General features: G+C 52.6%; 18 protein-coding genes. 11 read left to right on the top strand and 7 right to left on the bottom strand.

Features of this window, described 5'->3' with window-relative positions; genetic code table 11:
* The 4 genes from JOD20_RS18270 to JOD20_RS18255 form a co-directional block, all read right to left on the bottom strand.
* Positions 1-663, bottom strand: a complete 663-nt coding sequence (locus JOD20_RS18270) for a response regulator (RefSeq protein ID WP_204756648.1) — start codon at positions 661-663, stop codon at positions 1-3.
* Between the two features lie 175 nt (positions 664-838).
* The gene (locus tag JOD20_RS18265; protein WP_204756647.1) at positions 839-1111 is read right to left on the bottom strand and encodes a hypothetical protein; all 273 of its coding nucleotides are present in this window, start codon (positions 1109-1111) and stop codon (positions 839-841) included.
* A 265-nt stretch (positions 1112-1376) separates the two neighbouring features.
* On the bottom strand, positions 1377-2168 hold the full coding sequence (locus JOD20_RS18260; RefSeq protein WP_204756646.1) for a hypothetical protein: 792 nt from the start codon (positions 2166-2168) through the stop codon (positions 1377-1379).
* Positions 2158-2703: an RNA polymerase sigma factor gene (locus JOD20_RS18255; protein WP_204756645.1), complete on the bottom strand. Its 546-nt coding sequence runs from the start codon at positions 2701-2703 to the stop codon at positions 2158-2160. The genes JOD20_RS18260 and JOD20_RS18255 overlap by 11 nt, the downstream gene beginning before the upstream one ends.
* A 918-nt stretch (positions 2704-3621) precedes the next feature.
* Between JOD20_RS18255 and JOD20_RS18250 the strand changes: the two genes are divergently transcribed.
* From JOD20_RS18250 to JOD20_RS18210, 10 genes are all read left to right on the top strand, one after another.
* The gene (locus tag JOD20_RS18250; RefSeq protein WP_204756644.1) at positions 3622-3966 is read left to right on the top strand and encodes a hypothetical protein; all 345 of its coding nucleotides are present in this window, start codon (positions 3622-3624) and stop codon (positions 3964-3966) included.
* Between the two features lie 438 nt (positions 3967-4404).
* A complete protein-coding gene (locus JOD20_RS18245; protein WP_204756643.1) occupies positions 4405-5571 on the top strand; it encodes a zinc-dependent alcohol dehydrogenase in 1167 nt (388 codons plus the stop codon).
* A 43-nt stretch (positions 5572-5614) separates the two neighbouring features.
* The gene (locus tag JOD20_RS18240) at positions 5615-6115 is read left to right on the top strand and encodes an LLM class flavin-dependent oxidoreductase (protein WP_204756642.1); all 501 of its coding nucleotides are present in this window, start codon (positions 5615-5617) and stop codon (positions 6113-6115) included.
* Between the two features lie 62 nt (positions 6116-6177).
* Positions 6178-6594 (top strand): hypothetical protein, encoded by a 417-nt coding sequence (locus JOD20_RS18235; protein WP_338034200.1) that lies wholly within the window; start codon positions 6178-6180, stop codon positions 6592-6594.
* Entirely contained in the window at positions 6591-7670 is a 1080-nt protein-coding gene (locus tag JOD20_RS26480) for a hypothetical protein (RefSeq protein WP_239583935.1), read from the top strand. The genes JOD20_RS18235 and JOD20_RS26480 overlap by 4 nt, the downstream gene beginning before the upstream one ends.
* Positions 7561-9084 (top strand): MGH1-like glycoside hydrolase domain-containing protein, encoded by a 1524-nt coding sequence (locus JOD20_RS18230; protein ID WP_338034201.1) that lies wholly within the window; start codon positions 7561-7563, stop codon positions 9082-9084. The genes JOD20_RS26480 and JOD20_RS18230 overlap by 110 nt, the downstream gene beginning before the upstream one ends.
* A gap of 56 nt (positions 9085-9140) precedes the next feature.
* On the top strand, positions 9141-9596 hold the full coding sequence (locus tag JOD20_RS18225; protein ID WP_204756640.1) for an SRPBCC family protein: 456 nt from the start codon (positions 9141-9143) through the stop codon (positions 9594-9596).
* Positions 9597-9810: 214 nt separating this feature from the next.
* Complete coding sequence (locus JOD20_RS18220) at positions 9811-10416, top strand: cysteine hydrolase family protein (RefSeq protein ID WP_204756639.1); 606 nt, start codon at positions 9811-9813, stop codon at positions 10414-10416.
* 98 nt (positions 10417-10514) lie between these two features.
* The gene (locus tag JOD20_RS18215; protein ID WP_204756638.1) at positions 10515-11414 is read left to right on the top strand and encodes a manganese catalase family protein; all 900 of its coding nucleotides are present in this window, start codon (positions 10515-10517) and stop codon (positions 11412-11414) included.
* Positions 11415-11863: 449 nt separating this feature from the next.
* Positions 11864-12520: a laminin B domain-containing protein gene (locus tag JOD20_RS18210; protein WP_204756637.1), complete on the top strand. Its 657-nt coding sequence runs from the start codon at positions 11864-11866 to the stop codon at positions 12518-12520.
* A 256-nt stretch (positions 12521-12776) separates the two neighbouring features.
* On the opposite strand, the gene JOD20_RS18205 is transcribed toward JOD20_RS18210, so the two are convergent.
* The 3 genes from JOD20_RS18205 to JOD20_RS18195 are packed head-to-tail and all read right to left on the bottom strand — an operon-like array spanning position 12777 to position 14934.
* Positions 12777-13502, bottom strand: a complete 726-nt coding sequence (locus JOD20_RS18205) for a metallophosphoesterase family protein (protein ID WP_204756636.1) — start codon at positions 13500-13502, stop codon at positions 12777-12779.
* Positions 13490-14167: an MIP family channel protein gene (locus JOD20_RS18200; protein ID WP_204756635.1), complete on the bottom strand. Its 678-nt coding sequence runs from the start codon at positions 14165-14167 to the stop codon at positions 13490-13492. The genes JOD20_RS18205 and JOD20_RS18200 overlap by 13 nt, the downstream gene beginning before the upstream one ends.
* A complete protein-coding gene (locus JOD20_RS18195) occupies positions 14164-14934 on the bottom strand; it encodes an arsenate reductase/protein-tyrosine-phosphatase family protein (RefSeq protein WP_204756634.1) in 771 nt (256 codons plus the stop codon). The genes JOD20_RS18200 and JOD20_RS18195 overlap by 4 nt, the downstream gene beginning before the upstream one ends.
* A gap of 430 nt (positions 14935-15364) precedes the next feature.
* Here JOD20_RS18195 and JOD20_RS18190 point away from each other — a divergent pair.
* On the top strand, positions 15365-15799 hold a 435-nt coding region (locus JOD20_RS18190; RefSeq protein WP_204756633.1), incomplete at its 3' end, for a Na+/H+ antiporter NhaA.

Raw genomic sequence — 15799 nt, 5'->3', positions numbered from 1 at the left:
TTAACCTGACATGGTTTCGTTGGTTTGCAACCAGCCGATGAGCAACGCATAGCGCACCAAATCGACTCGGCTATTTAATTTAAGTTTTTCCATGCCGCGCATTTTATAGGTTTCAACAGTTTTCACGCTTAAATCCAATTGAGCGGCAATCTCTTTATTGGTATAGCCTTGGGCAATCAGTTGCAGCACTGCGGTTTCGCGATCGCTTAACAAGGTTGTTTCATCAGGATAGTGATTCATCGATGCACTCGTTTCTGTTGAGGTTAAATAGGGTGTAAGGGCTGGGTCAAAATATAAACCACCCATGGCAATCGCCCGAATTGCCTGAATCAAGGTTTCCGAGGCGGCGCGTTTGAGCACATAGCCTGAGGCTCCACGCCGAATCAACTCACGCAGATAGCTGCGATCTTCATAAGCACTCAGCGCCAACACCCGAATTGCTGGGTTATCGTCGAGCACCAACGACGTGACCTGCATACCATTGATTTCGGGCATGGCAATATCGGTCAGCACAATGTTTGGCTTCAGGGTCTGAGCCAAGGGCATGACCTCGCTGCCAGAGGCAGCCTCGCCAACCACCACCATATCGTGCTCATTATCAATCAAGGCGCGTAATCCGGCGCGAACCACTGCATGATCATCAGCTAGCAGAATACGGATCATTCTCGCTATCCTTTACCCTACTTGGGCAGTAGCGCTATGCTCACAACATAGCGGATGTTGCAAGCTAGCAACAGCTATGCCAAGCGCCCAAATAATGCGCCCCGCTGAAAAGCCTTCAGAATCAGCGGGCGCACAAAGGAGTTAAAGGAGTTAGGATAACAGGAGAGCGTTGGAATTAACGGTCGCGGTTGCCGCGATCGCCTTGACCAGCTTGGTTTCCTTGGCCACTTTGAGCCTGATCACTTTGGCCACCTTGATTACCACCGCGATCATCTTGGTTGCCACCTTGGCCATGGTTACCGCCCTGACCGCCTTGGCCACCTTGGTTGCCGCCTTGACCGCCTTGGCCACCACTTTGGCCTTGACCAGGGCCGCCACCTTGGCCACCTTGGTTGCCGCCGCCTTGATTGCCTTGGCTACTTTCTTGGGTTTGGTTTTGATTCGCCATTGAATCCTCCTTATATTCGTGCCTTCCTGCTCTTGGGAAGGCCCATCACACTAACCTTCAACTCGTACATTCACTTTAGCGCAGCCAACCACGCCAAACAATGAGCACTGGAACAATCTTCGAGCCAAACCATGGCCTTGTTTTTGGTCACATGCCCTATGCTTGCCCAACAATCAATGCATAAAAATCCCCCGCACCTACAGGCGCGGGGGATTCAAACTGCGATCGTTGGTTTAGTGTGGATCGAAATCGAGGATGATGGACACTACGGGGCAGGCACTACGCTCGCAGCAAGTTGCAAGGCCAAGGCTTTACTTGGAACCCCCACCAACTGAAAGCTAAACCCATCAGCATTCCAGAGCAGCTTATTGCTCACGATGACCTCTTCCTCCTGATCGTAGAAGGTGACACCTTCTACCCATACCCCAGGAGCGCCATTGATGGTCACGGATTCGGTCTGGGCGGCTCCTACTGGCACATTCGTCAACATTTTCCCTTCATGTACTTGGATGAGTATGATCGTTCTGGACTCGCCGCTCAGCTTATACATGGTCGCGATCGCATACTCCGAATCCACCACATGTTGAATATCGCGATCCTTCAACTCGATATTAGATGGCAGGCTGTCTACTTGATAGACGCTATACCCTGCCTGTGCTTGGATTGGTGCTAACTCCGTCAGCTCAATATCAAACGTAAAGCTGACTTGGGGGACGGATGGCGGCTGCGGCGTTGGTGTCTGCCCGGCGGCGATCATATCGGCATAGGTTGGGGCATTTGTAATTTGCACTAGCCCAAGTTCATGGAGAATGTCGGTCGCCAGTGCCCGCAAGGGTGTCAGGGTCAGGGCGCAAAGCAGGGCAACTCCTCCCATCAACACCCGCAGTCGCCCACTCCAGCGTCGGTCACGCATGCGTGGCGTAGGTTGGGCCATTACGCTGGCGGCGGAAGGCAGCGCACGATCAACCGCCATCAAATTATCCCGCAGGCGAGTCGTAAACTCCAAATCAGGTGTCTCCTGATATTGATACAGAAAGTCATCATGATTATTCTTCATCCTGATTTACTCCTATACTATGGCGCAACCGCACCACAAGTCGATGCAAGCGCGTTCCAACCGTCGATTCATTCAGGCCGAGCACGGTGGCAATCTCACGATTCGTCAATCCAGCTCCATATTTGAGTGCAATCAGCTTATGCTCCTCCACGCTGAGCTGACGCAAATGCGGAATCAAGTTGGCAATGGCTGCTCGCCGTTCCACCATGGCTTCGATGTTGGTGGTATCAGGCAGCAGGATGGCTTCCGTAAGCGGGGCAGTTGGGCGCTGTTGCCGCAGGTGGTGGCCAACCGCTCGATGGGCAATTGTAAAGATCCAAGTTGAGAGCGCTCCTTTCGTCGCCTCATAGCGCGTTCGACAGCGCCAAATTTCCAAAAAGATCGTCGAGGTCAAATCTTCGGCGTGCGTGCGGTCGCCGACTGCGTACAGACACAGGTTATACACGCGCCGCTGAAAGGCCGAATAGACAGCTGGCCAATCAACCGTGTCTGGTGGGCTAGTGGTGGCGGGTGTCGCCAAAGCGTGTATCTTCATACTGTATTATTGCTAGAACTGTCAGATGTATCTCATCAGATGAGGCATCAAATCCATAGGCTATCTAGACAAGCAATTGCGCACAGTTAAACGGCAGCATGAACCGAAACGTGCTACGCATAGGGAATGAACGGTTAAGCGCTTAATCTTGGTTGGCGTTGCGCATCAGCACCATGCCACCAACCAGCATCAAAGCTCCCCAAACCAAAAAACCTGCATCCCACCGATACCACTGCTCAAACGCAACAGTTTCATTTTTGATTGTGCTTAATTTCGATCAGGTGCCTCCACTATAACCAGCCACAGAGCCATAACCCCCAGGCAAGCGCCCAATCGAATCAGCACCAAGCAAGCAGCGTTTTGGGCAAATGCCTAAAGCTCAGCCACCAGTCCAGGAGCGATCAAGCCTCGCAGTTAGGCGTAATGGTTTATTAGATTAGCAACCGTATTCCCTCACCCTCAGCCCCCTACGGGCGAGGGTGAGCAGCCGTTCTTACCAACGCCGTGCGACAGAACCACGTGATTAAAGCCCCTCTCCCATGTGGCGGGCGAGGGGGCTGAGGGTGAGAGGATCAGGCAGTGGTTAACCTGATGAACCATTACATTTAGGCGCTTGCACGGTTTTATGGGCAAGCACGTCAACCAGCTATTAGGCAAATGCCTAATGTTTTTGGCCTACTGCTCAGGTACGCTCTAACCAAGAGTGTTGAAAAAGCAATTTAGGAGGAACCTATGTCACATCAAGCAACTGTCATTGGCTGACCCAAAGATGTCTATGCGCTTGAAACATCATTAATTCCTGCGCCCAACTCATTGGCGTTCAACTATTGACTCAACACTATCTTGAACGAGAGCATGCCCGCAGCCTTGGTGCATAACCATGGCGCGTTGCCAAGGATACGATCGAAAGGAGCACAGATGGAACACTATCAACACGAAGAAGCCTGTCTATTTCAGGCGATCCAAGCCTTGGCAGAAGGCACCGGCTCGCTCGACGAACGCTTGCAATCAGCCTATCAGGCAATTCTTCCAATGAATACCATGCGGGTTATGGAGCTGCTACCTGAGTATCAACAACTCTTGGTGCAATTTGCCGATCGGGTCAGCCGCCAAGTGGTTGAGGCTCCAACCTCAGACGATCATGTGCGCCAAGTCGAGTTCATTACCATCGCGCGGCGCTTATTTTCGCTCTATCACGGTGTGCGCTATGCCCAAAAAAATGCCGCTGCCAACCCCGATCAACAAGCAGTTAATCAGGGTTGAGTGACCAGGGGTCAGTTGTCAGGAAGCAAGGATACGAAACCGCGAAGCACACGAAGACCGCGAAGGTTTGATCCACGAAGCACACGAAGAGCACGAAGGTTAGGGTGAAGGAATCTTAAAAACAATCCAACGCATAAACATTAGGGGGTGCAGGGGGATGAAAACCCCCTGCGTCTCCCGCCGGCGGCGGGACGGAAGGGTGGCGAAACGATGACGAGGGATGAGCGATCAGGGATCAGGAGTCAGAAGAAGGTTGGGGAGTGAGAAAACGCCATCACAATCCAACACCCAAACATTAGGGGGTGCAGGGGGATGAAAACCGCCTGCGTCTCCCGCCGGCGGCGGGACGGAAGGGTGGCGAAACAATTGATCATAGCCATTTGGGAACAGATCTTGCGATTTGCAAGCGCATAGTAATAGATACGGAAGGAGTATGTGATGAAAGCTGCTTGTTGGCATGGAGTCCACGATGTCCGAATTGATACTGTGCCTGATCCAAAGATTGAACACCCCCGCGATATTATTCTCAAAATCACCGCCAGCGCAATTTGTGGCTCCGACTTGCACCTCTATGATGGCTACATTCCATCAATGAAAGAGGGCGATATTCTGGGCCATGAATTTATGGGCGAGATCGTCGAAGTTGGCTCAGAAGTTAAAAACTTGGCGCTTGGCGAGCGGGTCGTTGTGCCATTTACCATCTCCTGCGGCCATTGTTTCTTCTGCGAACGCGATTTATGGTCGGCGTGCGATGAATCGAACCCCAACGCCGATGCGGCCAAAGCAGTCTATGGCGCTTCGCCAGCAGGCTTGTTTGGCTACTCGCACCTGTTTGGCGGCTATGCTGGTGGCCAAGCAGAGTATGTGCGGGTTCCGTATGGCGATGTTGGCCCGCTCAAAGTGCCAACTGGCTGGCGCGATGATCAAGTGCTGTTCTTGAGCGACATTTTCCCAACTGGCTATATGGCGGCGGAAAATTGCAACATCGGTGAGAACGATACAGTTGCAGTGTGGGGTTGTGGACCCGTCGGCCAATTTGCGATTCGCTCAGCCATCTTGCTTGGCGCAAAACAGGTGATTGCGATCGATCGCTTTCCTGAACGGCTCGAACTCGCCCGCAGCGCTGGCGCAATTCCAGTCAATTATGCTGATGCTGATGTTGATGAAGTGCTCAAAACCCTGACCAGTGGTCGCGGCCCTGATGCCTGTATCGATGCCGTTGGCATGGAAGCTCATGGCTATGGCCTCGATGCGCTGTACGATAAAGCCAAGCAATTTGTGCGCTTGCAAAGCGATCGCCCTACGGCATTACGTCAAGCAATTATGGCCTGTCGCAAAGGTGGCACGGTTTCGATTCCTGGCGTATATGGTGGCCTGATCGACAAAATGCCAATTGGGGCCGCCTTTGGCAAAGGTCTGACCTTCAAAATGGGTCAAACCCATGTCCAACGCTACCTCGAACCACTTCTCGACCTGATTACCAGCGGCAAAATCGATCCTTCATTTATCGTCAGCCATCGGATTGGCCTTGATGAAGTGCCCGAGGCCTACGAGCAGTTCCGCACCAAGGAAAACCAAAGCATCAAATATATGATCACGTTCTAAGCCACTGGCTTAGCGCGTTCGTTATATCGAGAAGGAGCGCTTTGTGGTTCAAATCGGCTATCACGCTTCGCATGAACAATTTACTCCGCAAGCCTTATTGCACTATGTGCAGGTTGCTGCGACAGCTGGATTTACGGGCGTTATGGCCTCCGATCATTTGGCCCCATGGAGCGCACGCCAAGCCCAAAGTGGGTTTGTCTGGTCGTGGCTCGGCGCAGCCATGCAAGCAACAGATCTCTCATTTGGCATGGTCAACGCACCGGGCCAGCGCTATCATCCGGTGATTATTGCCCAAGCTGCGGCCACCCTCGCTGCCATGTTTCCCGAGCGTTTGTGGTGTGCCTTTGGCACTGGCCAGCTGATGAACGAGCATGTAACTGGGCAACGCTGGCCAGCCAAAGCCGAACGCAACGCTCGCCTTTTGGAGTGTGTTGAGGTCATTCGGGCACTCTGGGCGGGCGAAACCGTCTCGTATGCAGGCACGGCAATTCAGGTTGATGAAGCCTATTTGTATACCGCCCAGCCACGCCACCACTGCTGCTAGGTGCAGCAATTACGCCCGAAACGGCGGCGTGGGTTGCCAGTTGGGCCGATGGCATTATTACCGTGCATAAGCCGCTTGATCAGCAACGAGCCTTTATCGAGGCCTTTCGCACAAATGGCGGCGAGCATAAACCAATCTTTTTACAAGCTCAAACGTCGTATGCTGCCAGCTATGAAGCCGCTCTCGCAGGGGCGTACGATCAATGGCGCAATGCAGCCTTGCCAAGCAGCATCAGCACCGAATTGCGCATGCCCAGCCAGTTCGATCAATTGGTCGATTTAATTCCGCGCGAAAAACTGCCAGAGCATATTCGCATCTCAGCAGATTTGGGTCAGCACCGCGAATGGTTGCAGCAGGATATTGAGCTTGGCTTCGAACGGATTTATATCCACAACGTTAATCAGGAACAACTCCCGTTCCTGCATGCCTTTGGGGAGCATGTTTTGCCCACCCTTGATCGCAAGGAGTCGTCTGTATGAAGCAAACCGCTGAGCACCAGCGGTTACATTCCGATCAACTCGCTCAGTGGCGGCGCTGGGGTTGTTATCTCGGCGATCGCGCTTGGGGTACGATTCGCGAAAGCGCGCCGACAAGTGCAGATCCATGGGCAACCTTTCCGTGGGAGCAAGCCCACCAACGAGTTTATCGTTGGACCGAAGATGGCATTGCTGGCTGGTGCGACATTCAGCAGCAGATCTGTCATGCGATTGCCTTTTGGAATGAAGAGGACGATCGGCTCAAGGAGCGCTTTTTTGGCCTCAGCAATCAAGAAGGCAACCACGGCGAGGATGTCAAGGAATATTATTGGTATAGCGAGGCACTGCCCAGCGGCGCGTACTATCGCATGCGCTATCTCTATCCGCAGGTCGCTTTTCCTTACGAACGCCTGCGCCAAGAGAATAAACTGCGCAGTCAAAGCGAGCCAGAATTTTGCTTAATTGATGCCTTGCCGCAAACATTTCGCGAGCAACGCTTTTTTGATCTGACGATTGAATATGCCAAGCCAGCGCCCGATATGATGCTCTGCCGCATTAGTGCCGTCAATCGCGGCCCTGAGCCAGCGCCGTTGCACATCGTGCCCAAACTCTGGTTGCCGTTCAATCCCGAAATTGCCCAAGCCCGCATTCGTCAAGACGCAGATCAGGCGATCGTGCTGCAACACCCAAGCTTAGAAGAATATCGCTGGTGGCTTGATGATACAGCAACGCTCTACTTTAACGACTATCAGAGCAATACTCAGGCGTTGTATGACCAAGCCAAACCAGCTTCGGCCAAAGATGCAATTCAGCGCATGATTGTCTATGGCAAGCCCGATTTGCTCAATTCAAAGCGCCATGGAACTCAGGCCAGTGCCCACTACCAGCGCACGCTTGAGCCAGGCGAAACGTGGTCGATTACGCTTGGATTCGGCCCAAGTACAGCAGCCAATCCGCTTGCTCGTGCTGATGAATGTTTTCGTCAACGGCTGGCGGAAGCTGACGAGTTTTATCAAGCAATTAGTTCAGCGAGCAGCATTTGCGGGCTTGAATTGGAACAAATTGGCCTATCGCTTTGAGGTTGAAGAATGGCTGGCAACCGCAACCAGCGATCATGGCGCAATGCCAGATCACCCAGATAAAAATTGGGGCCATCTGCGGGCCAATGATTTGGTGTCGATTCCTGATCGCTGGGAATTTCCAATTTTGGCGACGTGGGATTTGGATGTTCAAATCGTAACCTTGGGCTTGGTCGATCCAGCCTTTGCCAAAGCGCAAGCCTTGTTGCTCTTGAATGAGCGCTATCAGCATCCCAACGGGGCGATTCCAGCGACCGAGGGCGCGTGGGCCAACCCACATCCGCCAATTCATGGCTGGGCAATTTGGCAAATCTATCATCTGTGCGATCAGGATGATGCGTTTCTGGCAGCAGCCTACCCGAGCTTGAAACGCCATTTTAGCTGGTGGCTGCGTGAGCATCGTCAACCAGATGGCCTGTTTAGTGGCTGTTTTATGGGCATGGATAACATCAGCCTGCTTGATCGCCAAAAACTGCCCAAAGGCTATCGGTTAGTTCAAGCCGATGCCACGGGTTGGCTGGCTCAATATAGCCTGATGTTGCTCAAAATGGCGATTGTGCTAGGCAACGATGAGGATGCATGTCACTTTCTCGACGAGTTTCTCGCGATTCGCAAGGCGCTCAACACGCTTTGGGATGCAAAGGATCGCTTTTTCTACGATGCTTTGGTCGATGAAAAAGATCGCTATACCAGCCTGAAAGTGCGCTCATTAGTTGGGCTTGTGCCCTTGTTGGCAACCACGGTTATCGATCTTACCAATCTAAGCGAGGTTCCAAAGGTTGCGGCGCGCTTGAAGAAACTCAATCAACCAGCTGAACAATCGGAGCAATTGCTCCTGACTGCGGTTGGTCAACACTGGAAACCGTTGATCAACGCGCTGTTCGATGAGACTGAATTTCTCAGTCCTTATGGCATTCGCTCAGTTTCGTTGGTTCATGCAGAACATCCAGCACAGCTGACGCTTGAGCAAGAGCAGTATGAACTTAGTTACGAGCCAGGCGAAGCATCTGATCGGATGTTTGGTGGCAATTCCAATTGGCGCGGGCCAATCTGGTTGCCGCTCAATCAACTATTGCTCGAAGCAGTTCACAATTTGCAGAGCGGAGTGCAGCAACAAGCATGGCATTCCAATGAATTTGCAAATCTGACAGAAGCCCGCGATAGCTTAATTCAGCGCTTGGTTGGCATCTTTGTGGTCAACGAGCAAGGCCAACGGCCCTATCTTGGCAACCAAGCTTTATTTCAGCAAACATCAATTTGGCATGAACATCCTTGGTTCCACGAATATTTTCATGCTGAAACGGGCAAAGGCCTTGGAGCCAGCCACCAACACGGCTGGACAGCAAGCATCGCGGCAATTATTCACTGTGCTGGCTTGTGGAAGGTTGAGTTAAACAGCCCAAGCACGGCATAGTTTCTGCACAATTTATTGGCTATGAGAAACAGTGGTTTATTTAGGAGGATTTGATTATGCCACAGCGAACAACCCAAATTATTCATATTGGTGCGCCAATCGAACGGGTTTATAGCGAATTGACCAACTTCGCCCACTACCCAAGTGTCTTCCCAGGCATTACTTCGGTTGATACGAGCACGCCTGATCAGTTGCAATGGGAGCTTAAAGGGCCACTTGGCGCAACGATTAACCTCAGCACCGATATTATCACGCAAGAAAAATATCACCAAGTAACCTGGAATAGCCGCCAGCAAAGTGCAATTACGACTAGCGGCCAAATTGTGCTGGCTCCTTTAGCCGACAACCAAACCCACGTCGCCGTAACCTTCCAATACGATCCACCAGCTGGCGCGCTTGGCGAAGCATTGGCCCATGTGATAGCCAACCCAGCCACCGCGCTCGAACACGTGCTCAAACAGTTCAAACAACATATCGAAGCCACGAGCAGCCGCGAACATGGTGGTTCCTAAGGCATTATCGAATCTAGTTCGTGACTTTTTGTTATGAACCATGCAATGATTCGTTTATCGCTCCATCTATACAATCCATCCAAATGTCATTTAGGGGGTGCAGGGGGATAAAAACCCCCTGCGTCTCCCGCCTTGAGGCGGGACGGAAGGGTGGTGATCAGCGAATACCAAGGACCAAACAGTATTTGGCAATCGATTGAAGAAGGAAATAGCAATGGCCAAGAACCAGCAGCATTCAGCTGAACCAGCATTTGAGCCAGCCACCAGCGTGCTGCTAATCATTGATATGATCAGTGATTTTCGTTTCGAAGATGGCAGCCTGCTTGCCAAACAATGTGCGGCAATTGTCCCCACCATTGTGCAATTGCGCGATCGTTTGGCCGCGGCTGGTGGCAAGGTCGTGTATGTCAACGACACCGCAGGTACATGGACGATGGATCGCACTGAGTTGCTTGCAAAAGCGGCAGCGCCAAACAGCAAAGGCCGCTCCATTGTCGAAGCCTTAGCGCCCTTGGACGACAGTGTGATGTTGCTCAAGCCCAAACATTCGGCTTTTTTTGCAACTCCGCTTGATCTGCTGTTGCAATCGTTGCACGCCAAAACCCTGATTTTGACCGGCATGACGACCCATATGTGCATTTTATTTACTGCGATTGATGCCTATATGCGCGATTTCCAGATCATTATTCCTAAGGATGCGGTTACGGCTCACACCGAGGAGCTGAGCCAAACAACGCTTGATTATTGTCGCACAACCTTGCAAAGTGCCACGCCAACAAGTGCCAGCCTGATCAAGCAGCTTAACAATCGCAAAGATTAAATGTTCCCCTCCATTGTGCTCATCATCGTTGCTTGGGGCTTATGAATTACGTTTAGGAACAGCATCCTTAATTGGATTATGTTCAGAGGATTAGACTCATGTATTTTCATACCCAACAATTAATCAACGAAATTGCCGTCGATCAGCCAGATCCAGCGGCAGCCAATGCCTTGCAAGAAGGTTTGGGTGGCCAGTTTGGCGAGATGCGCACGATGATGCAATATCTCTTCCAGAGCATTAATTTTCGCGGTAAAGCCAAGCCCTACCACGACCTGATTCACGCGGTTGCGGTTGAGGAAATCAGCCACGTTGAATTAATCGGCACCACCATTAGCCGCCTGCTTGATGGCGCGTCGGAGAGCTTGCCCAAAATGGGCGCTGGCAAAGGTGGCACGCCCTTGAAAAATGCACTTTCCGAGGGCAATATTCACCATTTCTTGGTGGGGGCGCAAGGTGCAATGCCAGTTGATGCAGCGGGCAACCCATGGCTCGGCTCGTATGTTTACAACAGCGGCAATTTGACCCTCGATTTGCTATATAACTTAATGCTCGAATCGACTGGGCGCTTGCAAAAGTGTCGCATTTATGAAATGACCGATAATGCCACGGCTCGCTCAACCATTTCCTTTTTGATTGTGCGCGACCATGCTCACGAACTGGTGTTTGCCAAGGCCTTGGAATCGTTGGGGGTTAATTGGGGCAAAATCTTGCCGATTCCCAATTTTGATGCGACCCAATTTCCTGAAGTACGCAAACTGATGGATACCGGCTTGCACCTGCAACAACATCATTGGCGCTTGGATGGCTCAGAAATGGCCAAGATTTTCAGTGGTTCATCGCCAGCCAACGATGGTGCAACCGTCGAAACCACCGACAGCCCACCAGCCGGCTTCCCAATGCAGCCTGCCCCCGAACGCCCAGAGGAGTTTGGCCCAGGCTTGCCGCCAGAACTCAAAGAACTGGTTGATCAAATTGCCGCTATGGGCGAGAACATTTAAGCGCGATTAACCAAAGGCAGCTCGTCGCTCAAGTGACGAGCTGCCTTTTTTGATCGTGGGCTTAACATTCCATTCCTCATGCCGATCACATGGTGCTCTCTTATCCAAAGCCTCAACTGACAATTTTTACATTCAGCGACACCAAGATTAAAACCCTCTCATGGTCGAGTTGCGCCGCGTATCGGCCAGCATCTGCTGTTTTTGGCAAGTTTTGGCATATTAGGCAACCTATTTCCTGCTAGAGTTGTCCAATAACCATCAGCTTCAAGTCCAAAGAACCTTAGCGGAAGCCTCATACCGATGCTAAGGTCGGGGATCGCCAAACTAGCAAGCGCGCCGCAATCTGGGCTGTTGGTAATGCTTAGACCATGGGTGACTTACCTGAAGCATATTCTAGTTGTTGCATACTGTCGATGGCTTGATCGGTAGTGGCGAGGAAAGGATGAATCGTGGGTATTTTTTGGCTCCAAATCCGGCGGATCTTTGGGTTGGCCCTCCTTATGGTAAGCTATGGTGTTGCCACAGCGCAACCGCAAGCAACACCTAGCGCAAGAGGGAATATCAGCAGTACGTTTGCCGCTGGCCACGAGGGTTGGCAGGTTGTGGGCGATGCCCAAGACGGTGCAAGTATTCCCGATTGGCACAGTTCAGGTGGTAATCCAAGCGGGTTTATTATGGTCGAAGATGATGTTGCTGGTGGCACGTGGTATTGGCAGGCTCCTGACCACTTTCTTGGCAACCGTGTGCTGGCTTATCAGACCGACCTGACATTTGATCTCCGCCAATCGGAAACTGACAATCAATTCGATGCTGCCGATGTCATCCTGATCGGAAATGACATCACACTCGAATTTGATACCGCTGTCAATCCAGCAACAACGTGGACATCCTATCGTGTGCCACTTGATGAGCAGGCAGGCTGGATTATCCAAGCAACAGGCATTGCACCGACAGCCAGTGAAATGCAGTCGGTGCTAAGCAACCTCACAACCCTTTGGATTCGGGGGGAATTTCGTGATGGCCCAGACACAGGTGGACTGGATAATGTCACATTCTCTGGCTTCCAAGCAACGACGGTTGTGTTTCTTCCCTTTGTCAGACGCTAAATCCACGTTCCCAGCAAAGCCGAAGATAGTAGAGAGCAGAAAGACATTCACGAGCATTCGACGCGGATCATGCCAATTCCAGTGATGCATGATCCGCGTGAACAGCAGCTTAAACTTGAATGAGCGAGGCTTGGGATAATCGCTGATAACTCGTTTGAGTAGGATCGCCATAAAATAGCCTTCACACTCTTTTTTCAACAGTAAAAATGGGTCATCTCGGATTGCGCTGCGGGACAGCCAAATCAATCATGGGTGGTTAACCCCGTCCGGCCCGCAGCATCTGGGCATACTCATGGGGCATCGTCGTAGCCTCAATCGCCTGCGCGACGTGCTCGATGTCATAGGAAACGCGGATGAACTCTACGTAGAGGTCACGGTCGATGGCCCGCAGCACAACATAGCCGGCGCGGGGGTCACCGTCCTTAGGCTTGCCGACGCTGCCCGCGTTGATGACGTGGCGTCCGCTCGGGAGCATGCGATGATACGGCAGATGGGTATGTCCGCAAACCAGCACGTCAGCGGAGACCTGATCAAGCAACCGTTCCAAGCTGCTATCAGGACGATCTTCGAACAAGTATTCATTAATTTTGCGCGGGCTACCATGAACTAGGACGACGCGGAGATCGCCAAGGGTATACACCAACCGATCGCTGAGGGTACGTAAGAAGGCCTTATGCTCGGCAGTTGTGTGGGCATTCGACCACGCAATCGAGCGTTTACCAAGTGCCTCGGAAATACGGTCTTTGTAGGCACAGCCACAATCATCGCTGTCCTGGCCCACTCCCTGATCGTAGTTCCCCATGATCGTTGGGATCTGAGCCGCCTCAATCAGCGCCACAACCTCGTTTGGCCAGGTGCCATAGCCTACCAGATCACCAAGGCAGGCCCGGTTGGGGAGTGCGCGTGCGTCCATATCGGCCAGAACCGCCTCCAGCGCTGGCAGATTGGCATGAATATCCCCAAAAATAGTTAGGGTGTCCATTGTATAGGCTCCTTGGGGCCGCGCACCACTTTATAGGCGAATGCCCCGATCACCGCGCCGATAACAGGCGCGCCAAGATAGATCCATTGGTCGTGCCAGATGCCAGCGACTAGGGCTGGCCCCAAGGAGCGTGCCGGATTCATTGATGCGCCACTGATCGGGCCGCCCCAGAGGGCATTGAGCGCGACGGTACCGCCAATAGCCAGCGCCGCGAGCTGCCCCTCCGCTCGCGTGTCAGTGGCCACTGCAACGATTACAAACATCAGCAATGCAGAAAGCACGACTTCGGCGACAATGGCTTGACTTGTGCTTCCAGCCGGACGCGTGAGACCAAGTTGTGCTACCGTACCGAGCATCGCCCGTACGGTGAGGCCACCAGTGACCGCCCCCAAACTCTGGCCCAGCACATAGATGGGAACATCACGCCAAGGAAAATGGCGGGTCATTGCGAAGGCAACGGTGACCGCAGGGTTGAAGTGGGCACCAGAGATGTGGCCCGTTGCGATAATCATAACCATGATGACCAGACCAAATACTCCCGCAATGCCGAGATGCGTCAGAGCGTTGGTGGTACTATTGACCATGATCGCGCCACAGCCGGCGGTTACTAGCGCGTAGGTGCCAATCAGTTCGGCTCCAGCGCGTTGCAAAAGGGGCGGTTTCATGCACCCCTCCGTTGTCGGTCGAGCACCGTCAAAAAGAACCGCATGCGGGTCAGCAGCTGGGTATAGGTCTGATCAAAGGCGCGCGCCTGCTCAAGGGGAGCGGCGATCGCCGCAGGATCGGAGAAACTCCAGTGAATCTGGTGCGGATCACCGGGAAAAAGCGGGCAGATTTCGCGCGCGCGGTCGCAGACCGTAATAACATAGTCAAAGTGTTCCCCTGCGTAGGCATCAAGCCGCTTTGAGGTCTGGCTACTGGTATCAATCCCATGGGCGGCGAGGGTAGTGATTGCCTGTGGATGTATCGTGGATTGCTCCGTTCCAGCGCTGAAGGCCAGCACCGTTGGGCCACCAATATGGCGGAGAATGGCTTCGGCCATCTGCGATCGGGCACTGTTGTGAGTACAGAGAAAGAGCACGCGCGTGGGCGCATGAGTTGCATCCGCAGCATGCCTTGGGGCGGGAGCACCATCCCCGAGGCATGGATGGAGGGTTGCGCCAGCAAGCTGGTACATAGCTTCGATATGGGCTAAATCGAGGGTGTAATAGAGATCGCGACCGTCGGCGGTGCTGCGACGCTCATGGACAAGCTGACCATCACGGAGTTGACGCAGGTGATAGGAGATCAGTTTGAGGGGCTGCTGAATCAGCGTGGCCAACTCTCCCACACGGTAGTCGCTGCCCGCCAGAGCTTTGGCAAGATTCCAACGGATATCATGGGCCAGCAGATGGAGGACCGGAGGAGCTGGGTCGGTCAAGGAAGTATCCATACAAAATACTCCAAATAAAATTAGACTAATTTCATTTGGAGTATAGTCTATTTCCATCGATCAGGCAAGCAGGGGTGAAACTACGATTTACTGCATCCAACGCATGGTCATGAACCACTATTTAATAGAGACCTATCAGTGTGGAGGAGCACGGTACAATTATTCATTGATCCGTTCCACGTTGGGAGGTGAGGTATCGCTACTTCTTAACCACGATCACCGCGCATGGCGGTTTATACTGTTGACAGCGGATGCAACGTTCGGTACCATAGAGATGCTCAGTTTTATAGCGTTCCTCGGCGCACCCAATCCGAGTTCTGGAGGAGACTGTCACAGAGGGACAGTCTTTTGTGTTGCCGTCGACCTGTCCTTGTGTGCTGCCAACTCATGAACCTGTGGGTGGTGTCGTGATCGCCGCTTGGAGGGTTTAATGGCATCACCACCGACCAACTCGCGTCCGGCTTCCCATTGGAGTGACACGCCATTGGCGCGTGTGCTTACCCCGATGCAAGAATTTATGCACTACGCCCAAGCAGGTGGCATCGCTTTAATTGCCGTTACGATCATCGCTTTGCTGCTTGCGAATACGGGCATGCACCAGCAATATGAAGCGATCTTAGCGACCTATGCTGGCATCAATCTTGGCTTGTTCGAAGTAAAACTCTCGATCCATCACTGGATTAACGATGGCCTTATGGCGATCTTCTTCTTGTTTATTGGCCTCGAAATCAAACGCGAAGTCTTGGTCGGCGAGCTCGCGCGCCTACGGGGGTGGTATAACGAAAGTGGTGCAAAATTAACGAGAGCCAGGTGGACTATACTTGGAAATGCAACAGACCAAGGAAAGGACCACCATGACTCCCAG

Source organism: Herpetosiphon giganteus, assembly GCF_016907925.1.
GTDB classification, from domain to species: Bacteria; Chloroflexota; Chloroflexia; order Chloroflexales; family Herpetosiphonaceae; genus Herpetosiphon; species Herpetosiphon giganteus.
This window is presented reverse-complemented; position numbering and strand designations above follow the sequence as displayed.